Annotated in this window: 25 protein-coding genes; 12 read left to right on the forward strand and 13 right to left on the reverse strand. The window is 59.9% G+C overall.

Features of this window, described 5'->3' with window-relative positions; translation table 11 throughout:
* Positions 1–93 precede the first annotated feature (93 nt).
* The 3 genes from hda to J3361_RS17680 form a co-directional block, all read right to left on the reverse strand.
* Positions 94–798 carry a DnaA regulatory inactivator Hda gene (gene hda, locus J3361_RS17670; protein ID WP_003178999.1) on the reverse strand — a complete coding sequence of 235 codons (705 nt, stop codon included), beginning with the start codon at positions 796–798 and terminating at the stop codon, positions 94–96.
* Positions 799–967: 169 nt separating this feature from the next.
* On the reverse strand, positions 968–2041 hold the full coding sequence (locus J3361_RS17675) for an AI-2E family transporter (protein ID WP_207965660.1): 1074 nt from the start codon (positions 2039–2041) through the stop codon (positions 968–970).
* A 31-nt stretch (positions 2042–2072) separates the two neighbouring features.
* On the reverse strand, positions 2073–3131 hold the full coding sequence (locus tag J3361_RS17680; protein WP_207965661.1) for a DUF2066 domain-containing protein: 1059 nt from the start codon (positions 3129–3131) through the stop codon (positions 2073–2075).
* Between the two features lie 365 nt (positions 3132–3496).
* On the opposite strand from J3361_RS17680, the gene purM reads away from it, so the two are divergent.
* The 3 genes from purM to J3361_RS17695 are packed head-to-tail and all read left to right on the forward strand — an operon-like array spanning position 3497 to position 5927.
* Entirely contained in the window at positions 3497–4555 is a 1059-nt protein-coding gene (gene purM / locus J3361_RS17685; RefSeq protein WP_207965662.1) for a phosphoribosylformylglycinamidine cyclo-ligase, read from the forward strand.
* Positions 4555–5205: a phosphoribosylglycinamide formyltransferase gene (gene purN / locus J3361_RS17690; RefSeq protein WP_207965663.1), complete on the forward strand. Its 651-nt coding sequence runs from the start codon at positions 4555–4557 to the stop codon at positions 5203–5205. Before purM ends, purN begins: the two co-directional genes overlap by 1 nt.
* Before the next feature lie 8 nt (positions 5206–5213).
* Positions 5214–5927: a DUF3108 domain-containing protein gene (locus J3361_RS17695; RefSeq protein WP_053124294.1), complete on the forward strand. Its 714-nt coding sequence runs from the start codon at positions 5214–5216 to the stop codon at positions 5925–5927.
* 280 nt (positions 5928–6207) lie between these two features.
* Here the strand turns inward: J3361_RS17695 and J3361_RS17700 are convergent, their stop codons facing one another.
* Positions 6208–6687 carry a hypothetical protein gene (locus J3361_RS17700; RefSeq protein ID WP_207965664.1) on the reverse strand — a complete coding sequence of 160 codons (480 nt, stop codon included), beginning with the start codon at positions 6685–6687 and terminating at the stop codon, positions 6208–6210.
* Positions 6688–7196: 509 nt separating this feature from the next.
* Between J3361_RS17700 and J3361_RS17705 the strand changes: the two genes are divergently transcribed.
* Complete coding sequence (locus tag J3361_RS17705; RefSeq protein ID WP_207965665.1) at positions 7197–7391, forward strand: hypothetical protein; 195 nt, start codon at positions 7197–7199, stop codon at positions 7389–7391.
* Between the two features lie 205 nt (positions 7392–7596).
* Here the strand turns inward: J3361_RS17705 and J3361_RS17710 are convergent, their stop codons facing one another.
* From J3361_RS17710 to cysM, 5 genes are all read right to left on the reverse strand, one after another.
* Positions 7597–8136: a DUF2058 domain-containing protein gene (locus tag J3361_RS17710; RefSeq protein WP_207965666.1), complete on the reverse strand. Its 540-nt coding sequence runs from the start codon at positions 8134–8136 to the stop codon at positions 7597–7599.
* A gap of 26 nt (positions 8137–8162) precedes the next feature.
* Positions 8163–8996 carry a nucleoside triphosphate pyrophosphohydrolase gene (mazG, locus tag J3361_RS17715; RefSeq protein WP_207965667.1) on the reverse strand — a complete coding sequence of 278 codons (834 nt, stop codon included), beginning with the start codon at positions 8994–8996 and terminating at the stop codon, positions 8163–8165.
* A gap of 164 nt (positions 8997–9160) precedes the next feature.
* Complete coding sequence (relA, locus tag J3361_RS17720) at positions 9161–11407, reverse strand: GTP diphosphokinase (protein ID WP_186707019.1); 2247 nt, start codon at positions 11405–11407, stop codon at positions 9161–9163.
* Positions 11408–11508: 101 nt separating this feature from the next.
* Positions 11509–12879 (reverse strand): 23S rRNA (uracil(1939)-C(5))-methyltransferase RlmD, encoded by a 1371-nt coding sequence (gene rlmD, locus J3361_RS17725; protein ID WP_207965668.1) that lies wholly within the window; start codon positions 12877–12879, stop codon positions 11509–11511.
* Positions 12879–13781, reverse strand: a complete 903-nt coding sequence (cysM, locus tag J3361_RS17730) for a cysteine synthase CysM (RefSeq protein ID WP_207965669.1) — start codon at positions 13779–13781, stop codon at positions 12879–12881. The genes rlmD and cysM overlap by 1 nt, the downstream gene beginning before the upstream one ends.
* A 1395-nt stretch (positions 13782–15176) precedes the next feature.
* On the opposite strand from cysM, the gene J3361_RS17735 reads away from it, so the two are divergent.
* Positions 15177–15377 carry a LuxR C-terminal-related transcriptional regulator gene (locus J3361_RS17735; protein WP_207965670.1) on the forward strand — a complete coding sequence of 67 codons (201 nt, stop codon included), beginning with the start codon at positions 15177–15179 and terminating at the stop codon, positions 15375–15377.
* 416 nt (positions 15378–15793) lie between these two features.
* On the opposite strand, the gene J3361_RS17740 is transcribed toward J3361_RS17735, so the two are convergent.
* Complete coding sequence (locus J3361_RS17740; RefSeq protein WP_207965671.1) at positions 15794–16204, reverse strand: hypothetical protein; 411 nt, start codon at positions 16202–16204, stop codon at positions 15794–15796.
* A 1067-nt stretch (positions 16205–17271) separates the two neighbouring features.
* Between J3361_RS17740 and J3361_RS17745 the strand changes: the two genes are divergently transcribed.
* From J3361_RS17745 to J3361_RS17760, 4 genes are all read left to right on the forward strand, one after another.
* The gene (locus tag J3361_RS17745; protein WP_207965672.1) at positions 17272–20022 is read left to right on the forward strand and encodes a response regulator; all 2751 of its coding nucleotides are present in this window, start codon (positions 17272–17274) and stop codon (positions 20020–20022) included.
* A gap of 191 nt (positions 20023–20213) precedes the next feature.
* Positions 20214–21203 carry a 2-hydroxyacid dehydrogenase gene (locus J3361_RS17750; RefSeq protein ID WP_207965673.1) on the forward strand — a complete coding sequence of 330 codons (990 nt, stop codon included), beginning with the start codon at positions 20214–20216 and terminating at the stop codon, positions 21201–21203.
* A gap of 192 nt (positions 21204–21395) precedes the next feature.
* Positions 21396–21830 carry a hypothetical protein gene (locus J3361_RS17755; protein WP_207965674.1) on the forward strand — a complete coding sequence of 145 codons (435 nt, stop codon included), beginning with the start codon at positions 21396–21398 and terminating at the stop codon, positions 21828–21830.
* On the forward strand, positions 21830–22234 hold the full coding sequence (locus J3361_RS17760; RefSeq protein ID WP_207965675.1) for an META domain-containing protein: 405 nt from the start codon (positions 21830–21832) through the stop codon (positions 22232–22234). The genes J3361_RS17755 and J3361_RS17760 overlap by 1 nt, the downstream gene beginning before the upstream one ends.
* Before the next feature lie 227 nt (positions 22235–22461).
* On the opposite strand, the gene J3361_RS17765 is transcribed toward J3361_RS17760, so the two are convergent.
* Complete coding sequence (locus J3361_RS17765; RefSeq protein WP_207965676.1) at positions 22462–22929, reverse strand: TlpA disulfide reductase family protein; 468 nt, start codon at positions 22927–22929, stop codon at positions 22462–22464.
* A 114-nt stretch (positions 22930–23043) separates the two neighbouring features.
* Here J3361_RS17765 and arsC point away from each other — a divergent pair, with 114 nt between their 5' ends.
* From arsC to J3361_RS17780, 3 genes are read left to right on the forward strand one after another with little or no spacing between them, the layout of a single operon-like run.
* Positions 23044–23397 carry an arsenate reductase (glutaredoxin) gene (gene arsC / locus J3361_RS17770; protein WP_207965677.1) on the forward strand — a complete coding sequence of 118 codons (354 nt, stop codon included), beginning with the start codon at positions 23044–23046 and terminating at the stop codon, positions 23395–23397.
* Positions 23394–23999: an NAD(P)H:quinone oxidoreductase gene (gene wrbA / locus J3361_RS17775; protein WP_207965678.1), complete on the forward strand. Its 606-nt coding sequence runs from the start codon at positions 23394–23396 to the stop codon at positions 23997–23999. Before arsC ends, wrbA begins: the two co-directional genes overlap by 4 nt.
* Positions 23992–24417 (forward strand): DUF2069 domain-containing protein, encoded by a 426-nt coding sequence (locus tag J3361_RS17780; protein ID WP_207965679.1) that lies wholly within the window; start codon positions 23992–23994, stop codon positions 24415–24417. The genes wrbA and J3361_RS17780 overlap by 8 nt, the downstream gene beginning before the upstream one ends.
* 99 nt (positions 24418–24516) lie before the next feature.
* Here J3361_RS17780 and J3361_RS17785 read toward each other — a convergent pair whose 3' ends face one another.
* Both J3361_RS17785 and ttcA read right to left on the reverse strand, forming a co-directional pair.
* Positions 24517–25191 carry a DNA-3-methyladenine glycosylase I gene (locus J3361_RS17785; protein WP_207965680.1) on the reverse strand — a complete coding sequence of 225 codons (675 nt, stop codon included), beginning with the start codon at positions 25189–25191 and terminating at the stop codon, positions 24517–24519.
* Between the two features lie 67 nt (positions 25192–25258).
* On the reverse strand, positions 25259–26083 hold the full coding sequence (ttcA, locus tag J3361_RS17790) for a tRNA 2-thiocytidine(32) synthetase TtcA (protein ID WP_003178962.1): 825 nt from the start codon (positions 26081–26083) through the stop codon (positions 25259–25261).
* Positions 26084–26200: the final 117 nt, after the last annotated feature.

A 26200-nucleotide genomic window follows, 5' to 3' on the forward strand; every position in this document is an offset into this window, starting at 1 on the left:
CCCGCTGGGCTGCGCAGCGGCCCCTTTTGTGAGCGCTTCGCACTCAAGCGGGAGCAAGCTCCCTCGCCACAAAAGATCTCGCCCAAAAAATTTTTACCAGCCCAGGGTTTCTTTCAAAAAAGGAATAGTCAGCTTGCGCTGGGCCTGGAGCGAGGCCTGGTCGAGGCGTTCGAGCAGCTCGAACAATGCGCTCATGCTACGGGTGCCGCGGGTGAGAATGAAATGCCCGACTTCGTCGGTCAGGTGCAGGCCGCGACGGGAAGCGCGCAGTTGCAAGGCACGGAGTTTGTCTTCGTCGGACAGCGGGCGCATCTGGAAGATCAGCGCCAGGGTGAGACGGGACTTGAGATCCGCCAGCTTCACCGGCAGCTCCCGAGGCGAGGTCGAGGCCGCGATCAGCAAGCGTCGACCGCTGTCGCGCAGCCGATTGAACAGATGGAACAGCGCTTCTTCCCAGTCAGCCTTGCCGGCCACGGCCTGGAGATCGTCCAGGCACACCAGTTCGTACTGTTCGAGGTTGTCGAGGATTTCGACGCCGCGATCGAGCAACTCGGCCAACGGCAGGTACACCGCCGGTTCACCCAATTGCTCGAACCGCAGGCACGCGGCCTGCAACAGGTGCGTGCGCCCTACCCCGTCCTTGCCCCACAGATAGATCAGGCTTTCGGTCCAGCCGGCGTCGGCTTCGCAAAGCCGCTCGACATAGCCGAGTGCAGCGGCATTGGCGCCTGGGTAGTAGTTGATAAAGGTGGCGTCATCACGCAGACGCACACCTAGGGGCAGCTGAATCGGTTTCATGCTGACTGAACAGTTCCTCGGGAACCGTTAGTGGCCTCTGTGTAAAGTGCGCAAAGTTTATACCCGTGACGCGGACCGCACAATGCGCCGGACCACGAGCAAAATCAAAGGTTTGCAGCGGCAAGGGGGCGGAGCGTCAGTTTCCCTGACACCCCGCCTGCCATTTGCCCTATAGATCGGGGTCTTCGACGCCACTGTAGATATCGGAATCTTTATAAAGATCGTGCATATGCCGCACCAGCACCATGATCACCGCCGCCACTGGCAGCGCCAGCAGGATTCCGGTGAAGCCGAACAACTCACCCCCCGCCAGGATCGCAAAGATCACCGCCACCGGATGCAGGCCAATGCGGTCGCCCACCAACAGCGGCGTCAGCACCATGCCCTCCAAGGCCTGCCCGACCATGAACACCGCCACGATGCCAACCATCGGGTACAAGTCTCCGCCGAACTGGAACAACCCGGCGACCAATGCCGCGCCAATACCGATCACAAAGCCCATGTACGGGACGATAGCCGCCAGCCCGGCGATCAAGCCAATCAACAGCCCTAGCTCCAGCCCGACCAGCATCAGCCCTGCCGCATAGATGAAACCCAGGGCCACCATCACCAGCAGTTGCCCGCGCACGAACGCTCCCAATACTTCGTGGCATTCGCCGGTCAGGGTCATGATGCGTTCTTCGCGATGACGCGGCAGCAGACTGCGAATCTTGGCCATCATCAAGTCCCAGTCCCGCAGCAAATAGAAAGCCACCACGGGAATCAGCACCAGGTTCGCCAGCCAGCCCATCAACGCCAGGCTCGAGGCCGTGGCCTGGCTCAACACCACGCCGACGATATCGGTGGTCTGGCCCATGTGCTCGCTGATGGCCGCCTTAACCTTGTCGAACTTCCAGAAGCCGTCGGCCAGCCCCAATTTCGACTGCACCCACGGCACCGCGCTGTGCTGCAACCAATCGAGCATCTGCGGCGCCAATTCGTACAGGCGCAACAGTTGCTTGGCGAGCATCGGGATCAGCACCAGCAGCAACGCGACCACGATCAAGGTGAACAACGCAAAGACCGTCACCACGCCCCATGTCCGCGACAGGCCGAGTTTTTCCAGGCGATCCACCACCGGGTCGAACAGGTAGGCCAACAGCAACGCAACCAGGAACGGTGTGAGGATCGGGTGCAGCAGATAGATAAACGCGAACAGCAGGGCGACCCCACCCAACCAGAACCAACGCCGCGTATCGCCCATGAACCACTCCTAGCTATATAAAGAAAGAAACCTACCAGCGGAATCGCAGATTGGCGGCCGGTGCAGGCGCAGGTGCTGCAACCGGGGCCGAACCATCGGCGGCGGGCGGAGCCATCGGCACCGGCGCGACAGCCTCGCCGGGTGGAACCTCCTGCAGTTTTGCCAGGGCCAATTGCGCCTTCAGTTGCTCGGCGCTGCCGTTGACCTTATAGACGATCCGATCCGCTTCGACCCGCTGCAACTGCCCACCGAACGGTTCGAGCAAACGCCCCAGCGCCGCGTAGCGCTCCAGGTTCATGCCCTGCACTTCCAACAGTTGTTCGGTGGCCACACCCGGCTTGGCGACGAAACTCGGCGCCAGGCGCTGGCTCACCGCAAGCATGATTGCATCGGCCAAGGCCGCAGGATCGGCGCCCTGGGCAGTGCCCTGCTCACGTTGGTCCCCCAGCCACAGGCGCCAGGTTCCCTGCCACTGCCCGCCCTCCTCCTTGGCATGGACCGCCAGCAAGGCGTCTGTCGCGTAGCGCTCCGACGCATCACGCAAGGGTGCCGGATCGTTGCCTTCCAGGTTCGGCGCGGTGGCGACGATCTGCTCGCTCAGATCCGCCAGCGGCAGGTGCAGTGCCAGGCCCCGATGCTGTGCAGCACGCCGCAGCGGCGTGGCGCTGGCCTGGCCATCGCCCACCAGGCTGGAGCCTTCGGCCGAATCGCTCAGCCACCAACCGAGGATCGATGGCCGGTTAGCGCTCCACAGCGACAAGCCTGCCGAGCGCAGCGCCCGGTCGGTGCTCGCCGGGTCGAAGTCCACCTTGAGGCTTTCCGGCGGGCCGGCGTCGTAGCCATATTGAAGAATGATCTGTTGCGGGTCCTGGCGGATGGCCGCCAACCCGGGATTCTGGGCCGCCTTGGCATCGCCGGTCAGGCGCAGCACCAGCGTATCCAGGGCGCGCAACGTCGCCTGGTTGCGCTCCTCCGGCGTCTGACTGGTGACCGGTTCGAGCACTTGATAAAGGCCATTGACGGTTTCGGCATGGCTCGCCAGGCTGATCAGCGACAAGCAGCCCACGGACAAGAATTTGAACAAACGCATGGAAGATTCCCGGACATAACGGCTGGAACAGGCCGTGTGAAGAAGATTGAGCATGGCTGAGACCACAGCACCCGGCAAAACATTCACACGCCCGGTGGAAGTTTCGCACGGTCATCACCATAACCGGTTACCGCTACACCTTATACAGAGGCGTTGCGCAGTACCAATATAAGAAATATCGGTTTTTTTCCGAGGATTATGTCCCTGCCCGTCGGCGCGAGGATGGCCGCTGCCCCTCAAGCCTGATAAAATCGCGCGCCTTCGCAGACCGGCAATGGCTGGGCTCCCGGAATAATTCGTACAACGGTTATTCAATGGCCCCGGCGTCGGTCGTTACCCAGAAATCCCCCCTAAAGGCCTGGATCATGAGCAAGCAACCCTCCCTGAGCTACAAGGACGCCGGTGTAGACATCGACGCCGGTGAAGCATTGGTCGAACGCATCAAGAGCGTCGCCAAGCGCACTGCGCGTCCGGAAGTCATGGGCGGCCTGGGCGGTTTTGGCGCCCTCTGCGAGATCCCGGCCGGCTACAAGCAACCGGTCCTGGTCTCCGGCACCGATGGCGTCGGCACCAAGCTGCGCCTGGCTCTGAACCTGAACAAGCACGACAGCATCGGCATCGACCTGGTGGCCATGTGCGTGAACGATCTGGTGGTCTGCGGCGCCGAGCCGCTGTTCTTCCTTGACTACTACGCCACCGGCAAACTGAACGTCGACACCGCCGCCCAGGTCGTGACCGGCATCGGCGCCGGCTGCGAACTGTCCGGCTGCTCCCTGGTCGGCGGCGAAACCGCTGAAATGCCCGGCATGTACGAAGGCGAAGACTACGACCTGGCCGGCTTCTGCGTCGGCGTCGTGGAAAAGGCCGAGATCATCGACGGCTCGAAAGTCGCCGCCGGCGATGCCTTGCTCGCCCTGCCGTCCTCCGGCCCGCACTCCAACGGCTACTCGCTGATCCGCAAGATCATCGAAGTCTCGGGTGCCGACATTGAAAACACCCAGCTCGACGGCAAGCCGCTGGCCGACCTGCTGATGGCCCCGACCCGTATCTACGTCAAGCCGCTGCTCAAGCTGATCAAGGACACCGGCGCCGTCAAGGCCATGGCCCACATCACCGGCGGTGGCCTGCTGGACAACATCCCGCGCGTTCTGCCAAAAGGCGCCCAGGCCGTGGTCGACGTGGCGAGCTGGACCCGCCCGGCCGTGTTCGACTGGCTGCAAGAGAAAGGCAACGTCGATGAAACCGAAATGCACCGCGTGCTGAACTGCGGCGTGGGCATGGTCATCTGCGTGGCCCAGGAGCACGTCGAGATCGCCCTGAACGTCCTGCGTGAAGCCGGCGAGCAGCCTTGGGTCATCGGCCAGATCGCCACCGCGGCCGAAGGCGCTGCACAGGTCGAGCTGAAAAACCTTAAGGCGCACTGATGTCCGCAACCTGTAACGTGGTGGTGCTGCTGTCCGGCACCGGCAGTAACTTGCAGGCCTTGATCGACAGCACGCGGACCGGCGACAGCCCGGTCCGTATCCGCGCGGTGATTTCCAACCGCGCCGATGCCTACGGCCTGCAACGTGCCAAGGACGCAGGCATCGACACCCGCGTCCTCGATCACAAGGCGTTCGAGGGCCGCGAAGCCTTCGACGCCGCGCTGATCGAACAGATCGACACCTTCAATCCGCAACTGGTCGTACTCGCTGGTTTCATGCGCATCCTCAGCGCTGGCTTCGTGCGTCACTACCAGGGCCGCCTGTTCAATATCCACCCCTCGCTGCTGCCCAAATACAAAGGGTTACACACTCACCAGCGCGCGCTGGAGGCCGGAGACACAGAGCACGGCTGCTCTGTGCACTTCGTCACCGAGGAACTCGATGGCGGACCACTGGTCGTACAGGCAGTAATACCGGTAGAGTTGCACGACACGCCGCAAAGCCTGGCGCAACGGGTTCATGCCCGCGAGCACCAGATCTACCCGATGGCCGTGCGTTGGTTTGCCGAAGGAAGGCTGACCCTCGACGATCGCGGTGCCTCACTGGACGGCCAGTTGCTCGCCGCCAGCGGCCATTTGATTCGATACTAGGAGATTTTATGCGTCGCGCCCTGCTCTTCGCTTGCGCTCTGCTTGCCTTGCCCCTGGCACAGGCCGCAGACCTTCAACCGTTCTCCGCCAGCTACACCGCCGACTGGAAGCAGTTGCCCATGAGCGGCACTGCCGAACGCAGCCTGACCAAGGAAGCCAACGGCACCTGGAAGCTGAGCTTCAAGGCGTCGATGATGATCGCCAGCCTGACCGAAGAAAGCACCCTGACCCTGGACAAGGACACCCTGCTGCCGCAGTCCTACCACTTCGAACGGGGTGGTCTGGGCAAGGCCAAGAAGGCCGACCTGGACTTCGACTGGAACACCAAGATGGTCACCGGCACCGATCGCGGTGACGCGGTCAAGCTGCCGCTCAACCGGGGCATGGTCGATAAATCCACTTACCAGTTGGCCCTGCAGCACGATGTGGCAGCCGGCAAAAAAAGCATGAGCTATCAGGTCGTGGACGATGGCGAAGTCGATACCTATGACTTCCGCGTCCTGGGCTCGGAGAAGGTCGACACCAAGGCCGGCCAGATCGACGCGATCAAGGTCGAGCGCGTGCGCGACCCGACACAAAGCAAGCGCATTACCGTGCTCTGGTTCGCCAAGGACTGGGACTACCTGCTGGTGCGCCTGCAACAGGTCGAGACCGACGGCAAGGAGTACAACATCATGCTCCAGGACGGTACGGTCAATGGCAAGGCTGTGAAAGGCAGTTGATCCACACCGGTCACATCAAGCCCCGCAGATGCGGGGTTTTTTTATGCGCGGATTCAAGCCCCCCGTGAACCTGTTGGCAATAAACTTGTGGGAACGAGTTGCCCGCGACAACGGTACATTAGTTAGCAGTGACACTGATTATCAAGCTCTCAAAGAGCAAGCTCGTTCTCACCAAAGAAAAACATCAAAAACAATAAATACAGAGTTTAAAAATATCATCCGATACGTATGGAACATAAGTGCCGAGCGCCCTTCTGAAGCCAATCAGCTCTGGTTTAATTCAGGGCAACGCGGAACGCCAAACCTTAACACAACTCAACTTTCCGTCTTGAAATCCACCCTCGTTCTCTTTTTTTACAAGCTGAACCCCCCTAACTATAATTGAATCCACCCTAGCATCCTTCAACTCCCTGAGACCTATCCGACGAGTCTCAGTAGGATGAACAATTGTTTTTATCGTAAACATATACTGATCAGCATATTTGTCGCAAGGTGAATCATCAAATCGTATTAGTGTGGCCGAAGGTACATTTTCAAGCGCAAAATATCTCGCTTCATCATTCGCACAAGCAGTATTTCCCATATAAAAATTCTGCACCGCCGTTCCCTCTCTAATTATCAACGCACATGACTTACCGCCCCCATCTTCATTTGCAGATAGTTTAATTATTCCCTGGGGCATATCCGCCGCCATTATTGAGTTACCTAGACAACCGAATACAGCCATAAATCCAACAAATATCATCTTGGAAATACTCATCATATGTCCTCTTTGATTGCCACACCGCCATGAACGTCCACGACTGTTTCATCTCGAAAAACAGACCAGGCACTGTCGACCATCACCCAAACACATCCAGTCGCGCCGCGCTGGATAGAAGTAAACAAGATTTTGGGGAGTGGGGTAACTGTCAGAGTTGACAGGTGCACTTAAATAAATCTCTTGCAGGCATGCCATTCGTCGGGCTCGGTGCGACGACTTGAGCCTTCGCTTTGCGGGGAATTGTTGTTGCCTGGGCTGGCCTCTTCGCGAGCAAGCCCGCTTCCACAGGGGGTTTGCGCTCACTCAAGGATTGGCGCTGCCACATGAAACCTTCTTCATGAACGCCACCTGCGACCGAATGCCGCGCACCGCCTAGCCTGCGGGATCGTTGCACTTTCCATGAAATCTTCTTAACGAACCAGGGCATTTACTTAGCACGCTATCCAAACCTATAACAAAGTCCTGCACACGCCTTGCTGCAGATAACAGAGATTGGAGCTTGCAAGATGACTGTGAAAGTAACTGAACGCGACGACGCCCATATGTCCCACGAAGGCATTGCCGCCGGCATCCGGATCTGGGACGTGCATCAACAGGATTTGTTGGTAGGGATGTTCCACTCCGAGACGGACGCCCATAGCTACAAGGCTGAGCTGGAGCGAGAGGAACGGCAGCGCTCGCGTGAAATGGCAGAATCCTGAACGACACAAACCCGCTATGGTACTTGTGCCTGTGGGAGCAAAGCTTGCTCGCGATAGCGCTGTGTCAGACAGAACAATATTGCCTGATACTGCGCTATCGCGAGCAAGCTTTGCTCCCACAGGCTCCCACAGTTTTCCTGGAGACCTCTGCAGTCGGCACATTCAACATTGATGTCCAGGTTTTGTGTTTAGCTTGCTGTCTTGCTTACCACATCAAATCATCAGGTATCTGATACGCCGCGTACGGATCGTCGGCATCCACTTCTTCGGTCTGGGTGTTGAGCTGGACAATGCGCTTGGGGTCGCGTTCCTGGATTTTCAGGGCCGCCTCACGCGGGATCACTTCGTAACCACCGGCGTGATGGACGATCGCCAGGGAGCCACTGCTCAACTTGTTGCGCATCAGGGTATTGACCGAGATGCGCTTGACCTTCTTGTCATCGACGAAGTTGTAGTAATCCTCGGTGGTCAGCTTCGGCAGGCGCGAGACTTCGATCAATTGCTTGATCTGCGCGGCCCGGGCCTTCTGCTCGATCTTTTCCTGCTGCTGCCGGTTGAGCTCCTGGTCGCGCTTGACCTTTTCGGCCATGGCCTCCTGGGCGGCGCGCTGCTGGGAGTCATCCAGTTCGATCTGGCCTTTGTGGGCCAGGCGTTGCTGCTTCTGTTTCTCTTTGCCGACCTGCTTGGCCTGCTTTTGGTTGACCAGCCCTGCTTTGAGCAACTGGTCGCGAAGGGAAAGGCTCATGGTGCTTACTCACTTAGGCAACGGCCTCAGCCACAGCTGGGCAAATTCTTTTCCTGACGTTTGGCTTCGCCCCATAAGGCGTCCAACTCTTCGAGGGTGCAATCTTCCATTGGGCGATGGGTGTCGCGCAATGCCTGTTCGATAAATCGGAAGCGTCGCTCGAATTTCCCGTTGGCGTCGCGCAGCGCGGTTTCCGGGTCGACCTTGAGGTGGCGCGCCAGGTTCACCACGCTGAACAGCAGATCGCCGATCTCGTCGCTGATGGCCACGGGGTCGTTGTCAGCCATGGCTTCGAGCACTTCGTCCAGTTCCTCCCGGACTTTGTCGAGCACCGGCAAAGGACCTGGCCAGTCGAAACCGACCTGGCCGGCCCGCTTCTGCAATTTTGCCGAACGGGACAAGGCTGGCAGCGCCGCCGGCACATCGTCGAGCAGCGACAACTGCTCGGGCGCCGTGGCCTTCTCGGCCCGTTCCTCGGCCTTGATTTCCTCCCAGCGCTGCTTGACCTGCTCTTCGCTCAGGCGCGGGATGTCCATGGGCGCATACAGATCTCCGGTAGGAAACACATGGGGGTGACGGCGAATCAGCTTGCGGGTGATGCTGTCGACCACGCCGGCGAATTCGAAGCGGTTTTCTTCCCCGGCCAACTGGCTGTAATACACCACCTGGAACAACAGATCGCCCAGCTCGCCTTGCAAGTGATCGAAATCGCCGCGCTCGATCGCATCGGCCACTTCGTAGGCTTCTTCCAGGGTATGAGGGACGATGGTGGCGTAGGTTTGCTTGATGTCCCACGGGCAGCCGTACTGCGGGTCCCGCAGGCGGTTCATCAGGTGGAGCAGGTCTTCGAGGCTGTACATCAATCATCCCACCACAAAAAAATCCCTGTGGAGCAAACCTGTGGGAGCAAAGCTTGCTCGCGATAGCGGTGGGTCAGTCTCCATATAGGCTGGGTCCACCCCCAATCGCGAGCAAGCTTTGCTCCCACAGGCCAGCTCTCACATTCCTGGACCACGCCAGACCTTTAACCCGGCGTCCGGTTACGCCGGGTCTCGATGATATTCGGCAACTGGGAAATCCGCCCCAACAACCGCCCCAGTGCATCCAGCCCCGGAATCTCGATGGTCAGGGACATCAGCGCAGTGTTGTCTTCCTTGTTCGAACGAGTGTTGACCGCCAGCACGTTGATCCGCTCGTTCAGCAACACCTGGGAGACGTCGCGCAGCAGGCCGGATCGGTCGTAGGCGCGGATGACGATGTCCACCGGATAGGTGAGCACCGGTACCGGGCCCCAGCTGACCTGGATGATCCGCTCCGGCTCGCGACCGGCCAGTTGCAGCACCGAGGCGCAGTCCTGGCGGTGAATGCTCACGCCACGGCCCTGGGTGATGTAGCCGACGATCGCATCCCCCGGCAATGGCTGGCAGCAGCCGGCCATCTGGGTCATCAGGTTGCCCACGCCCTGGATCTGGATATCGCCGCGCTTGCCTGGCTTGTAGCCGGTGGCCTTGCGCGGGATCAGCTCCAGTTGCTCGTTGCCCCGCTCCGGCTCCACCAGTTGCTGGGCCAGGTTGACCAACTGCGCCAGGCGCAGATCGCCGGCACCCAGCGCGGCAAACATGTCCTCGGCGGTCTTCATGTTGGCTTTTTCGGCCAGCTTGTCGAAATCCACCTGCGGCAGGCCCAGGCGACCGAGTTCACGTTCGAGCAGGGTCTTGCCGGCGGCGACGTTCTGGTCGCGGGCCTGCAATTTGAACCAGTGGACGATTTTCGCCCGCGCCCGGGACGTAGTGATGTACCCCAGGTTCGGGTTCAGCCAGTCGCGGCTCGGCGTGCCGTGCTTGCTGGTGATGATCTCGACCTGTTCACCGGTCTGCAGGCTGTAGTTGAGCGGCACGATCCGCCCGTTGATCTTGGCGCCACGGCAGTTGTGGCCGATCTCGGTGTGGACGCGGTAGGCGAAGTCCAGCGGGGTCGCGCCCTTGGGCAGGTCGATGGCGTGGCCGTCGGGCGTGAAGATATAGACCCGGTCCGGCTCGATGTCGACGCGCAGCTGTTCGGCCAGGCCACCGATGTCGCCCAGTTCCTCATGCCACTCCAGCACCTGGCGCAGCCACGAGATTTTCTCTTCGTAGTGGTTGGACCCGGACTTGACGTCGGTGCCCTTGTATTTCCAGTGGGCGCAGACGCCCAGCTCGGCTTCCTCGTGCATGGCGTGGGTGCGGATCTGCACTTCCAGGACCTTGCCCTCGGGGCCGATCACCGCGGTGTGCAGCGAGCGATAGCCGTTTTCCTTGGGGTTGGCGATGTAGTCGTCGAACTCCTTCGGAATGTGCCGCCACAACGTGTGGACAATCCCCAGCGCGGTGTAGCAGTCGCGCATTTCCGGGACCAGTACGCGAACGGCGCGAACGTCGTAGATCTGGCTGAATTCCAGGCCCTTGCGCTGCATTTTTCGCCAGATCGAGTAAATGTGCTTGGCCCGGCCACTGATGTCGGCTTCGACGCCGGTGGCCTGCAACTCTTCGCGCAACTGAGTCATCACATCGGTGATGAAGCGCTCGCGATCCAGGCGCCGCTCATGCAACAGCTTGGCGATCTGCTTGTATTGGTCGGGTTCCAGGTAGCGGAAGGACAGGTCCTCCAGCTCCCACTTGATGTGGCCGATGCCGAGACGGTGGGCCAGGGGCGCATAGATGTCGAACACCTCCCGGGCAACGCGATTGCGCTTTTCGTCATCGGCGGACTTCACGGCGCGGATCGCACAGGTGCGTTCGGCCAGCTTGATCAGCGCGACGCGCACGTCGTCGACCATCGCCACCAGCATCTTGCGCAGGTTTTCCACCTGGCCCTGGGTGCCCAGCACCATGGACTGGCGCGGGCTGAGGCTGGCGCTGATGGCCGCCATGCGCAGCACGCCGTCGATCAACTTGGCCACCACGGTGCCGAAGCGCTGGCTGACCACCGGGAGCTGGATCTGCCCTTCGCGCACGCCGCGGTACAGCACCGCCGCCACCAGGGAGTCCTGGTCGAGCTTGAGGTCAGCGAGAATTTCGGCGATCTCCAGGCCCGTCTGGAAACTCGAGGTGCCTTCGGACCACAGGTTCTTCGCCGCGTTGTGTTGCTGCTCCGCCTCGCGCGCAAACTCGCAGGCGGCCTTCAAGGCTTCGCGATCCAGTGCCGTGTCGATACTGACCGCGTGATCGAGCCAAGCCTCGAGATTGATACTGCCGTCGGTGTTGATCGGCTGGTGTGCTCTCACCTGTACCATCTTTACTTACCTTCCCTACGACGCAGATTCAATGCGTCAACTTCGCTGACCTTCGCTGTCCGTGTTTCCGCCCAAGGCTATGGCGGGTTGGCACGAACGGGTCAGTCGGACAAGCCATCCTGGCTCGCTTCAAATAACGCCATGGCCTCGACATGCGCCGTTTGAGGAAACATATCGAGAATCCCGGCACGTTTTAACCGGTAGCCCTGCTTGATCAGTTCGACCGTATCCCGGGCCAAAGTTGCCGGGTTGCACGATACATAAACCAACCGTTTGGCACCCAGGGACGACAGCTTGCGCACCACCTCGAAAGCACCGTCACGGGGTGGGTCCAAGAGTACCGCAGAAAAGCCTTCGCCGATCCATTCGACATCCGCCAGAGGCTGGGATAAATCGGCCTGAAAAAAGGCAGTGTTATTCAAATTGTTGCTGACGGCATTGGCCGCCGCACGGTCCACCATGGTTTGCACGCCTTCGACGGCCACCACTTGGCGCACGCTCTTGGCCAGCGGCAAGGCAAAGTTGCCCAAGCCGCAGAACAGATCCAGCACCCGTTCCTCGGGGCGCGGCGCCAGCCATTGCAGGGCCTGGGCGATCATCGCCTCGTTGACCCCGGCGTTCACCTGGATGAAATCCCCGGGCCGGTACGCCAGCTCAAGATCCCAGGCATCCAGGCGAAACCCCAGCGCTTGCCCGGGCTCGACCGGTTGCGGCTCACCTTCACCGTGCAGCCACAACTGGGCCTCATGAAACGCGCAGAAATCCTTGAGGATCATCAGGTCGGCCTCCGACAGCGGCGCCATGTGGCGCAGCAGTACCGCAAGGGACGAACCGGCGAACAATTCCACATGCCCCAGCGCCTGGGGTTTGCTCAAGCGTCGCAGCATGTCCGGCAGGCGGCTCATGATCGGCTGCAAGGGCTGTACCAGCACCGGGCAATCACCAATGGCGACGATGTCCTGGCTGCCGGCGGCGCGGAAACCCACTTCGAGGTTTTTCGCCTTCTGGTCCCAACGCACCGCCACCCGGGCGCGACGTCGATAACCAAACTCCGGCCCACTCAACGGCGCCGCCCATTCATCGGGCTCGACACCGGCCACCCGCGACAGTTGCTCGGCGAGCATGCGCTGTTTCAGGGCGAGTTGTTCGTCATGGGGCAAATGTTGGACGCTGCATCCGCCGCAACGACCGGCATGAATGCACGGCGCTGGGCGGCGCAGTTCGCTGGACAGGAATACGCGCTCGGTGCGCGCCTCGACCACTTTGCCGTGAGCTCCGAGTACCCGCGCCTCGACCTCTTCACCGGCCAGGGCGCCGATGACGAACCAGGTGCGGCCGTCGACAAACGCAATGCCCCGGCCATCGTTGGCCAGGCGTTCAATGGTCAAGCGCTGCTTTTTACCGGTGGGCACTTGCGGGGCCCGGCTTCCGCCGCTGGGCTGGAAGCGCAAGCCTCTTTCATGCTTGGCCATCAGTTGGGCGCGTCGAAAATGCCGGTCGACAGGTAACGGTCGCCACGGTCACAGATGATCGCGACAATCACCGCATTCTCCAATTCCTTGGACAAGCGCAGCATCCCCGCTACGGCACCGCCCGAAGACACGCCACAGAAGATGCCTTCTTCGCGAGCCAAGCGACGGGTCACATCCTCGGCTTCGCTTTGGGCCATGTCGATGATCCGGTCCACCCGGTCGGCCTGGTAGATCTTCGGCAGATACTCTTCTGGCCAGCGGCGAATGCCGGGGATGGCCGAGCCTTCCATCGGTTGCAGGCCGATGATCTGCACATTGGGGTTCTGTTCTTTCAGGTAGCGCGAGGTGCCCATGATGGTGCCGGTGGTGCCCATCGAGCTGACGAAATGGGTGATGGTGCCGTCGGTCTGGCGCCAGATCTCAGGGCCGGTGGTGGTGTAGTGGGCCTCGGGATTGTCGCCGTTGGCGAACTGATCCAACACCTTGCCGCGCCCCTCGGCCTGCATGCGCTCGGCCAGGTCCCGGGCGCCTTCCATGCCCTCCTCCTGAGTCACCAGGATCAACTCGGCGCCATAGGCCGTCATCGCCGCCTTGCGCTCGGCGCTGGAGTTGTCGGGCATGATGAGGATCATCTTGTAACCCTTGATCGCCGCCGCCATCGCCAAGGCAATACCGGTGTTGCCGGAAGTTGCCTCGATCAGCGTATCGCCGGGATGGATCTGCCCGCGCAATTCACCACGGGTGATCATCGACAACGCTGGCCGGTCCTTGACCGAACCCGCCGGGTTATTCCCTTCGAGCTTGAGCAAAAGCGTATTGGTGGTCACGCCGGGCAGGCGCTGCAAGCGGACCAGCGGAGTGTTGCCGACGCAATCGGCGATGGTGGGGTACTGCAAAGTCATGGCGTATTCGCAATCCGGGCTGCGGGGGCGCCTATCATACCGGCAAACCCGGCGAGGCCATATCACGCAAAGTGAGGGGGTTATGGCTTATGGGAATAAGCGAGGCGTGTGCTGCTTTGCGGAGGAGCTTGATCACTCGCCACCGGATCCTCGCGCGCGGGTGATGCTCAGGCCCATGGAGTCGATTCGGTACACCACGCAATCCTTTTCCTACAGACCCTAGCGCTCAAATCGCCGATGCATTCTGTTGTAAGCATCGTCTGTAAGCACTCCTCCTGCCTGTCTGTGGGCTCTTTCCTTTTGTATTGATGACCAAGCGGTCAGGGGTATCTGGCTTTGCTCCGTGTTCTCTAAGTTGTACCGCTAAACGTATTAGTAGATGTGAGCAATAACGATGGTCGACGCGAAACAAAAGGATCCACAACCCAACACCCGGCGGACTTGCGGGCAACGCTTGCGCAATCTATTGGAAGAATACGACATCTCTCCCTCAGGGTTTGCCAAGGTGCTCGGTATCAGCCCTCAATGCCTGACGAACTGGAGCACGCGGGGTATACCTCGGTCGCGGGTGGAGCCGTTGGCACGTTTGCTGAGTGTCAGTGAAGCGTGGCTGGTGACTGGGGAGGGTGAGCGGGCACGTGATATACGTCGAGAGTAGGAGAGGATCTAACAGGTTCGCGGGGTTGGGACTGGTGCGCCCTCCCCGACGCTCCCCCACTCCTCGGCTTTCCTTGCCTGAATGGAAAACGCGAATTGGCTGCCGGCACGCTGGTTGTGATCAATGGCTAACTGGGTGGCCAGACCTGTCCCTGCGCCAAGGCTTTAATCGTTGACTTATACATAAAGTTAAAACCCCGCCTTCAAACCTTCCATCTGATCTCGAATGCTGCGCTCCCGCCCCCCTTCTGAAGCCCATCCGCCATGATCGACCCGACACCCAAGTCGAAAAGCCTATCCACACCCCAACCCCGTCGACTTCCGTAAATCCATTGACAGCCTGGCTGCGCCGCTCGAGCTGGAGATGAAAGTTGCGCCCCGGTGAGAGCAAGCTTCCTCGCCATGGAGGCCCCGCTCGATGATTTATGGGACGTTACGTTACCTGACCCAACGCAGCCCCAGGACGACAGGAACGTATTCGAACAGGGAGAAGATATAGAGAGCTATTTCCTCCATATTCGCTCCATCCAACTGTCAGACCTGCCTCTTTCTGTAGTACTTATTACCCCACAAGGGAAGTTCTTTCCTCGCAACACATAAAAATCTGTAGGAACACGATTTTTTATCGGATCTTTCCCGCGACTCATCGAGACATCCATGAACTAGCGAGTCATCAGATATACCGATAATATTATTACCAAGCAATTCAGCGCTCGATCTTAGCCAAGGAACAGACAATTGAAGAAAAACAATAAAGACTTAACAAAGCGAGAGCACGAAGTTTTGCAGTTGCTTCTGCAAGGCGAAACAAACAAAAGAATAGCTTTAGCGCTCGGCATTAGCGATTTCACGGTGCGAGAATACGTCTCCTCAATTTTACGAAAGAAAGGGGTAAATTCCAGAGGGAAGTTATTCTCGGAGAAGCTAAACAAACCTTAAAAGCATTACGCGCTTTACACCCCTTCAGTATCGCGCCATTAAAGATATAGAATCAAACCACTTACGCAGACGGGATCTCCTGAGCACAAAACTTAACTGACATCAATATAAGCATACAAAGCAGGCAACCCATACACAACCATGAACATAATTCCCAAAAAAAGTACAACTGCTTATATCCCTCCGAGACAACATAACCACACACTCTTTTCAAGATGAATTCAATACCTTTAAAAAACAACCCTATTGCTAAACCCGCCACAGCCCCTGTCACACCTTCCAACAACATAGACATCTCTCCATTGCAATCGAACACACAAACCACACCAATACAAAGGAGCTAGACACTTAACATCAGCCTACCCTCACTCATTTGAAGTAAAATATCGACAACCCGAGGCTCAAACCCAACAAAATCACAGATAAGTTATATTATGCTCCAAGCAAAACCTTTCAATCATCTTAATCACAAACTCTCGCTGCTCTTCAGGTATAAACCTTGGCAGTAAAAAAACCTCCCTTCGCCCAGGCATATTTATCACTACCTCAATTGGTGCAAACACACAATTTCTAACACTCACCTCAACAACACCTCGATCAAACGACACCGTCTTAAATCCACGTCTAAAGCAAATATATTCTCCTTCCAACCAGAACAATCTACGCCCCTTAAAACACAACATCAAAATAAACAAAAGCCAAATAAACACCACAAGCAAGACCAACCACAAACCCACCTTAAGAAAACTTAAAACATTAAGAATCAATACACTCCCCACCAAATAGACAGAGAAATCAAAATAACTCAATACCACTTCATTATTCACACCACCCTCCTAATCAAAACACCAGATCACAGCTTACAGCGCCAACCACGACTTCAATCAAACACCGCCCCCCTGTAACATCGCAAATTCAGCAACCAAAACCCACCATTAACGAAGGCACCACAAATATAACGAACCACACAACAAACGGCAGTACAACCAGATGCTTATACATTTTGGGAAGCACATACCCACACCAATATTTTAGAACATAAGCAAAAGCCTCAATCGCCCCCATTAAAACACAACCACCCCCAAGAGAAAGAAGAACCGAGAACAGTATACACCCCATATTTCACCTACTTAAAAGAACACCGCCGCGCTCAAAACTACGTAGCCGACCGAATTAATAGCCCGATAAAAAATAAAAATTTACTTTGAAGATCGCAACAAAAATGCATGTATTTTTTCCGTTTTGAAACCCACGAAGAATTCGTGCAAATCTTATATTTTCCATAGATCGCTCAACCTATCTATGCTGCGCCGACCAGCACCTTCGATTCAACGATAGCGACCAAATACAAAAATCTGCACCCTACACATGTAGGGGTGACCCAAACGGACGCCCATGAGAAGATCTACGTCCCGCCGCGGTACGGCATAACTTTCCAAGATCTTCAACAGACCAATGTAAGAAAAAGCCTCACACGTTACCTAAGCAACTTAGAAAGTGATTCTGAGACTTGAGCTGAAAAATTTTCAATCAAAGAAAGCCGATTGCCTAGGCTTGCACTTCCATCCACAGCATGACTGCTCATCTTTTCGTACGACTGAGCACCAACCCATGGATCAATCACCCCCTCCTGCCATTCCGCGCCCACAGCCGTCCCCCTGGGCGGGAGCATCGAGGCGCGTGAGCAGATCGAAGATACGGTTGCATTCCTGGTCTGCCAGCGAACACCCACCAAACGATTGCAGATCCCACTGCAACAAGCCTCCGGTCGAACCGATGCACAGCAGACACCATTTTTACAAAGATCCCCCGCCCGCAAATCGCTACACTGCGCAGGTGGTGCGTGCCGGATGCGCGCACAGTTCAATCAGACCGCTGGATGCAGGAGACAAGTGTGCTCAAGAAACTGGGAATCAAAGGCCGTGTGCTGTTGCTGACCCTGTTGCCGACCAGCCTGATGGCGCTGGTCCTGGGCGGCTATTTCACTTGGATGCAGCAAGCGGACTTGCATGCCCAATTGCTGCAACGGGGCGAGATGATCGCCGAACAGTTGGCACCGCTGGTCGCTCCGGCCATGAGCCGCCAGGACACCGATCTGCTGGAGCGCGTCGCCACGCAGTCCCTCGAGCAAGCGGACGTGCGCGCCGTGACCTTCCTCGCCCCTGACCGCGCGCCGCTGGCCCACGCCGGCCCGACCATGCTCAACCGGGCGCCGGAGGGCAACGGTACGCAGTTGCTGCAACGCACCGGCAATGACGCCACGCGCTACCTGCTGCCGGTATTCGGCAAGCACCGCAACCTGGCGGGCGAGCTGATCCCCGAAGAGGCCGACCGCCTGCTGGGCTGGGTCGAGCTGGAGTTGTCCCACAGCGGCATGTTGCTGCGCGGTTATCGCAGCCTGTTCGCCAGCCTGTTGCTGATCGGCGCCGGCCTGTGTTTGACCGCGCTGCTGGCCTTGCGCATGGGCCGCACGATCAACCGTCCGCTGAGCCAGATCAAGCAAGCCGTGGCGCAACTCAAGGACGGCCACCTGGAAACCCGCCTGCCACCACTGGGCAGCCAGGAGCTGGATGAGTTGGCCTCGGGCATCAACCGCATGGCCAGCACCTTGCAGAACGCCCAGGAAGAATTGCAGCACAGCATCGACCAGGCCACCGAAGACGTGCGCCAGAACCTGGAAACCATCGAGATCCAGAACATCGAGCTGGACCTGGCCCGCAAGGAAGCGCTGGAAGCGAGCCGGATCAAATCCGAGTTCCTGGCGAACATGAGCCATGAAATCCGCACGCCGCTCAACGGTATCCTCGGTTTTACCCACCTCTTACAGAAAAGCGAACTGACCCCGCGCCAGCTCGACTACCTGGGCACCATCGAGAAATCCGCCGACAGCCTGCTGGGCATCATCAACGAGATCCTCGACTTTTCGAAGATCGAGGCCGGCAAGCTGGTGCTCGACAACATTCCGTTCAACCTGCGGGACCTGCTGCAGGACACCCTGACCATCCTCGCCCCCGCGGCTCACGCCAAGCAATTGGAACTGGTGAGCCTGGTCTACCGAGACACGCCGCTGTCGCTGGTGGGCGATCCACTGCGCCTCAAGCAGATCCTCACCAACCTGGTGAGCAACGCCATCAAGTTCACCCGCGAGGGCACCATCGTCGCCCGGGCCATGCTCGAAGATGAGCACGAAGACAGCGTGCAGTTGCGCATCAGCATCCAGGACACCGGCATCGGCCTGTCCAACCAGGACGTGCGGGCGCTGTTCCAAGCGTTCAGCCAGGCCGACAACTCACTGTCGCGGCAACCGGGTGGCACGGGCTTGGGCCTGGTGATTTCCAAGCGTCTGGTGGAACAGATGGGCGGCGAGATCGGCGTCGACAGCACGCCGGGCGAAGGCTCGGAGTTCTGGATCAGCCTGCGCCTGCCCAAGACCCGTGACGATGCCGAGGATCTGCCGGGCCCGCCGTTGCTGGGCCGGCGCGTGGCGGTGCTGGAGAATCATGAACTGGCCCGCCAGGCCTTGCAGCACCAACTCGAAGACTGCGGCCTGCAAGTGACGCCGTTCAACACCCTGGAGAGCCTGACCAACGGCATCACCGTCGCCCACCAGACCGACAAGGCGATCGATCTGGCCGTGCTGGGCATCACCAGCAACGACATGCCGCCGGAGCGCCTCAACCAGCACATCTGGGACCTTGAGCACCTGGGCTGCAAAGTGCTCGTGCTGTGTCCCACCACCGAACAGACCCTGTACCACCTCTCGGTGCCCAACCCCCACAGCCAGTTGCAGGCCAAGCCGGCCTGCACCCGCAAGTTGCGTCGTTCGCTGTCCGACCTGGTCAACCCGCGCCCGACCCGCAGCGAACCCAGCGAGCCGGTTTCCAGCCGCGCCCCGAAAGTGCTGTGCGTGGACGACAACCCGGCCAACCTGTTGCTGGTGCAGACCCTGCTCGAAGACATGGGCGCCAAGGTGCTGGCGGTGGAAAGCGGCTACGCGGCGGTCAAGGCCGTGCAGAAGGAAACCTTCGACCTAGTGTTGATGGACGTGCAGATGCCTGGCATGGACGGTCGCCAGAGCACCGAGGCAATCCGCCAGTGGGAAAGCGAGCGGCACTGCACGCCGCTGCCGATCGTTGCCCTCACCGCCCACGCCATGGCCAACGAAAAGCGCGCCCTGCTGCAAAGCGGCATGGACGACTACCTGACCAAACCCATCAGCGAACGGCAACTGGCCCAGGTGGTGCTCAAGTGGACCGGCCTGGCCCTGCGCAACCAGTCGCCGGAGCGCAGCAACGATGCCCAGGGTGCCAGCGAGCTGCTGGTGCTCGATCACGAAGAAGGCTTGCGCCTGGCCGCCGGCAAGGCCGACCTGGCGGCGGACATGCTGGCGATGCTGCTGGCGTCCCTGGAAGCCGACCGCGAAGCCATCCGCCAGGCCAGCGAGGCCAACGATCACAACGCGCTGATTGAACGGGTCCACCGTCTGCACGGCGCCACCCGCTACTGCGGCGTGCCGCAATTGCGTGCGGCCTGCCAGCGCAGCGAAACCCTGCTCAAGCAACAGGACCCCAAGGCCGCCGCCGCCCTGGAAGAACTGGAGCACGCCATCAATCGCCTGGCCAGCGAGGCGCGTATCAGTGCCTGATCCAGGGCAATACCCTCGGAACCGGGATCGCTAAAAATCCATGCTCCTATCCCGGACTGTAGGAGCTGCCGAGCGAAGCGAGGCTGCGATCTTTTGATCTTTCACTTGCGATTCAATGGTCAGCGCAAAGATCGCAGCCTCGTTGCACTCGACAGCTCCTACGGGCTTGTTTTTTCTGCCAGGAGGCCGCCATGCGCGTGATCTTTTTCAGCAGCCAGACCTACGACCGCGACAGTTTCACCCAGGCCCCGGCACCCATGGGCCTTCAATTGCACTTCCAGCCCGCCCGCCTGGACCTGGACACCGTGGCCCTGGCCGAACGGCATGACGTGGTTTGCGCTTTCATCAACGATGACCTCAGCGCACCGGTGCTGGAGCGGCTGGCCGCAGGCGGCACGCGGCTGATCGCCCTGCGCTCGGCCGGCTACAACCATGTCGATCTGCTCGCTGCCAAGCGCCTGGGCCTGAGCATCGTCCGGGTGCCGGCCTACTCGCCCCACGCCGTGGCCGAACATGCCGTGGCGTTGATCATGGCCCTCAATCGCTGCCTGCACCGGGCCTACAACCGCACCCGGGACGGCAATTTCAGCCTCCACGGGCTGACCGGCTTCGATCTGGTGGGCAAGACCGTCGGGGTAATCGGCACTGGACAGATTGGCGCTACGTTCGCACGGATCATGGCCGGCTTCGGCTGCCAGTTGCTGGCCTACGACCCCTACCCCAACCCACAGGTCGAAGCCTTGGGCGCCCGCTACTTGCCCCTGGACGACCTACTGGCGCAAGCGCAGATCATCAGCCTGCACTGCCCGCTGAACGAACAGAGCCGACACCTGATCAACGCCCGAACGCTGGCCGCGATGCAACGCGGCGCCATGCTGATCAACACCGGGCGCGGCGGTCTGGTGGACACACCGGCCTTGATCGCCGCATTGAAAAGCGGCCAGCTCGGCTATTTGGGATTGGATGTCTATGAAGAAGAGGCGCAGCTGTTCTTCAAGGACCGCTCCGACCTGCCTTTGCAGGATGACGTGCTGGCACGGCTGCTGACCTTTCCCAACGTGATCGTCACCGCCCACCAGGCGTTCCTGACCCATGAGGCATTGGCCGCCATTGCCATGACCACCCTGGACAACATCGCTGCCTGGGCGGCTGGCACGCCGCAGAACCTGGTGGATAGCTAAACCTCGAGCCAGCACAAACCCTGTGGGAGCGAGCCCGCTCGCGATGAGTCCGGCCACATTCCAATTGATGTTGACTGACACACCGCTATCGCGAGCAGGCTCGCTCCCACAGTGGATTTCGTCGCCTGACCAGCATAGGAACCATCCCAAGCCATGCCCCGTGCTAGCATGTCGCGCCTATTTGGAGGACCCATGGCCGAACACGATTTCCGCTACACCCTGATGAACCCGCAGCACACCTTGACCGAAGTCCGCGCCCTGGCGCCGGGCCGCTACCAGGTCACCGGCAATGGCGGTTCGATCCAGGCCAACGATGTGTTGCTCGTCACGCTCAAGGGCAGCAAGGACTTGTCCATGCGCCTGACCGTGGACACCGTGCGGCACCTGCTCAAGCCCATGGGTCAATGGACCGCCATGACCACCGGCCCGGTGTTCGGCGAACTGGCGATCCATACCTGGCAGGTCAACTGCGATAGCTGCGCCAAAGAACTGAGCTTCGAATTCGCCGTCGATGCCAAGCTCGGCGCCAAGGCCGAGAAACCGGCCGCCACCGCGCGGATCGCCGAGTTGGGCTGGACCACCGTGGGCGAAAAACACCGGTGCCCGAAATGCCAGGAAGCCGCCTGATGAAACGCCTGGTCCTGGCCGCGCTGATCGGTACTGGCCTGATGGGTTGCGCCAGCGAGCCGGTGCCGTTGCAACACAACCGCAGCTATATCCTGGAGTGGATCGGCGAACGGCCATTGATGGACTACAGCCACCTGACCATCACCCTCGGGGATGACGGTCGCGCCTACGGCAACGGCGGCTGCAACCACTGGTTCGCGCCCTACACCCTGGAAGGCCGCCGCTTGAGCTTCGGCAAGATCGGTAGCACCCGCAAACTCTGCGCTCCGGCGCTGATGGAGCAGGAGACGCGCTTCTTGCAGGCCTTGGAAAAGGTCGAACGCTGGGACATCTCGCCCATCGAGCAGATACGCTTCTGGCCGGCCCAGGGCAAGCCGTTGCGGTGGTGGCTGGAGGAAGGCTGAGGCCTGAGCCTGCAGACACCCCAGTTTGGACCAGGGACATGGTTGACCCTGTGGCGAGGGAGCTTGCTCCCGCTGGGCTGCGCAGCGGCCCCCTCCATTCTGTCTGACACATCAAAGTGACAGGTACATCTGGGGCCGCTTCGCGGCCCAGCGGGAGCAAGCTCCCTCGCCACAAAAGCTCCCTGTCACAGAACCTATATAACCAAACGCCCTATGTCAGTTCGGGATCACTTGAGTGCCTGCAACGCCTCAAGCTTGGTCATCACCCCCGCCGCCGTCTGCTCCCCCAACAACTGCTCGCGCACCTTGCCCTGGTTGTCGATGATGTAAGTCACCGGCAGCCCTTCGCTGCGCGGCAGGTCGAAGATCTCGGCCGGATCCCGGGCCAGCACCGTGAAACGAATCCCCATCTTGTCGCTGGCGCTCTTGAGCTCTTCGCCCTGCACCTGGTCGAAGTTGACCCCGAACACGCCGATGTTGCGCCCCTTCAGCTGTTCGGCCAGGGCATTGAACTCCGGGATCTCGGTGCGGCACGGCGCGCACCACTCCGCCCAGTAGTTGAGCACCACCCACTGTTTGTCCAGCCGCTGCGAGGCGATGGCCTGGCCGTTCTGGTCCACCCCGTAGTCGTTTCCGCAGCCGGCGAGCAACAGGATGCCCAAGAATGTCAGTGCCGCCATCAATCGCCTTGCCATGTGCCTATCCTTGTCTGAATGTGAACGTTGCTGCGACCCATCGCCTCTCTCAGGTGCTAGGGACTTCGCGGCACAGTAGAATAGCCGCCACCTTACGCAAGATGCGACCCGCTCATGACCGATCTGACGCTTTATCACAACCCGCGCTGCTCGAAATCCCGCGGTGCGCTGGAACTGTTGGAGGCCCGCGGCCTGGCGCCGACTGTGGTCCGCTACTTGGAAACCCCGCTCGACGCTGCGCAACTGGAGCGTCTGCTGGCCAAGCTCGGCATCAGCGCCCGGCAACTGCTGCGCACCGGTGAAGACGAATACAAAGAATTGAACCTGGCCGACGAAAGCCTGAGCCAGGGCCAACTGATCGCCGCCATCGCCGCCCACCCGAAACTCATGGAACGACCGATTCTGGAAGCCGGTGAAAAGGCCGTGATCGGCCGTCCGCCGGAAAAGATCCTGGAGATCCTGCCGTGACCACGCCGTACATCCTGGTGCTGTATTACAGCCGCAGCGGCTCCACCAACGAAATGGCCCGGCAGATCGCCCGTGGTGTCGAGCAGGCCGGGCTGGAAGCCAGGCTGCGCACGGTGCCGGCGATTTCCACCGAGTGCGAAGCGGTTTCGCCAGACATTCCGGAGCAAGGCCCCCTCTACGCCAGCCTCGATGACCTGAAGAACTGCGCCGGCCTGGCCTTGGGCAGCCCGACCCGGTTCGGCAACATGGCCGCGCCGCTCAAGTATTTTCTCGATGGCACCAGCAATCTGTGGCTGACCGGCGCGCTGGTGGGCAAGCCGGCCGGGGTCTTCACCTCCACGGCAAGCCTGCATGGCGGCCAGGAAACCACCCTGCTGTCGATGATGCTGCCACTGCTGCACCACGGCATGCTGATCACCGGCCTGCCCTACAGCGAGTCGGCCCTGATCGACACCCAAGGTGGCGGTACGCCCTACGGCCCGAGCCATCACGCCGGGGCCGACGGGAAAAGCGGCTTGAACGAGCATGAAGTCGCTCTCTGCCGGGCCTTGGGTTCGCGCCTGGCGAAAACCGCCCTGTTGCTGGAGAACGGCCGTGGCTAAGAAGCCGAAGATCCTGCCTTCGATCCAATGGCTGGAGCCGCGCGTACGCCTGGCCCGCGTCCTCAGCCTGCTGTGCTTTTTCGGTCTGGTGGGGTTGCTCAGCGCGTATTACCTGCTGATCGCCGACCTGCACGGCGCTCGGCCCTGGGTGATTCTGCTGATCGAACTGGTGCCGCTGCTGATACTCGCGCCCGGCATGCTCAGCGGCAGCGCCCGTGGACATTCGTGGATGTGCTTCGTGGTGAACCTGTATTTCATCAAGGGCGCATTGGCGGCCTATGACCCGAACCGGCAGCTGTTCGGCGTGCTGGAAATGGCGGCGAGCGTGGCGGTGTTCTGCTCGGCCTTGCTGTATGTGCGCTGGCGGTTTCAGTTGAATCGGCGGTTGGCTGGCGAAGGCGGGCCCTCCGTCGCCTGATATACCGCCTTCGCGAGCAGGCTCGCTCCCACAGGGGATTAGCGGCGTGCACAAATCCAGTGTGGGAGCGAGCCTGCTCGCGAAGGGCGCGACGCGGTCTCAATGATTCACTGTGTAGGCCAGCATCATCGAAATCTGCGACATCGGCCGCCCACCGCTCTGTTCATGCCACTGGTTGAAGGCATTCTGCACCGTCGCCAGGTCCCGCAGGCTGGTGGGGACTTTGTCGATGATGTCTTGGGCGTTGAGCGCCGCCACCACGTCATAACTGGGCACGAAGGTGTCCTTGCCCATCATCCGCAAGAAGCGCGGTGCCGACAGGCCGCCCAATTGATGGCCGTGCTTTTTCAGGTAGGTCCACAGGCCGACGATGTCGGTCACTGGCCAGTCGGCGATCAACGCGCCGAAGCTGCCCTTTTCATGGCCCACGTCCAAGATCAACTGCGCGTTGCGCGGTACGCTCTTGAGCTTGCCCAAGTGCCGGATGATCCGCGCGTCCTGCATCAGCCGCTCCAGGTGCTCAGCGCTCATCAGTACGACTTTTTCCGGGTCGAACTTGAAGAACACCTCTTCGAAGGCCGGCCACTTGGCGTCCACCAGGCTGTGCTTGAGCCCGGCACGAAACACTCGCAGCGCCATGGTCGAGAGATAGCGGTCGTCGCTGATCTTGCGCAGTTGCGCCGGGGTCTTGGGAACAGGCAGGTGGGCTTCCAGTTCAGCCGCCGAACCGAAGCGGTTCAGACAATACTCGTGCAGCCACTTGTAATCGCGCATGCCCTCTCCTGGTATTGAAAAAGAAAACGGCGCTCGCAAGCGCCGTAAGGAAATTTCTCTGCGACCGTCAGAGGTTCACTACGTTGACGAACCGCGGCGTGGCGTTTTCGTCGATGCGCAGGTTGGTGAAGTCGAACAGGTTACGGTCCGCCAGTTGCGACGGAATGACGTTCTGCAAGCCACGGAAAATGCTCTCGGTGCGACCCGGGGTCTTGCGTTCCCACTCCTGGAGCATCTCCTTGACCACTTGGCGTTGCAGGTTTTCCTGGGAGCCGCACAGGTTGCAGGGGATGATCGGGAACTGCTTGAAATCCGAATAGGCCTGGATGTCTTTCTCGTTGCAATAGGCCAGCGGGCGGATTACTACGTTGCGTCCGTCATCGGCACGCAGCTTCGGCGGCATGGCCTTGAGCGAGCCGTTGTAGAACATGTTCAGGAAGAACGTCTCGACGATGTCGTCGCGGTGGTGCCCCAGGGCCATCTTGGTCGCACCGATCTCGTCGGCGAAGGTGTAGAGCGTGCCGCGGCGCAGGCGTGAGCACAGCGAACAGGTGGTCTTGCCTTCGGGGATCAGTTCCTTGACCACCGAATACGTGTCTTTCTCGACGATGTGGTATTCAACGCCCAGCGACTCGAGATAGGCCGGCAGCACATGCTCGGGGAACCCGGGCTGCTTCTGATCCATGTTCACCGCGACGATATCGAACTTGATCGGCGCAACCTTCTGCAAATGCATCAGTACGTCGAGCAAGGTGTAGCTGTCCTTGCCGCCGGACAGGCAGACCATGACCTTGTCACCGTCCTCGATCATGTTGAAATCGGCGACCGCCTCACCGGCCAGGCGGCGCAGGCGCTTTTGCAGTTTGTTCTGGTTGACCGTAAGAGTGCCCATGACGCGAAATCCGTGAGGTGTGACGAAAGGCCGGCATTTTAGCTTTTCAAGCAGCTGCAAGCTACAAGCCACAAGCTGCAAGCCAGGCGCGGTGCTTTTCTTGCGGCTTGCGGCTGC

Source organism: Pseudomonas sp. OA65, from assembly GCF_017498305.1.
Lineage (GTDB): Bacteria > Pseudomonadota > Gammaproteobacteria > Pseudomonadales > Pseudomonadaceae > Aquipseudomonas > Aquipseudomonas zanjanensis.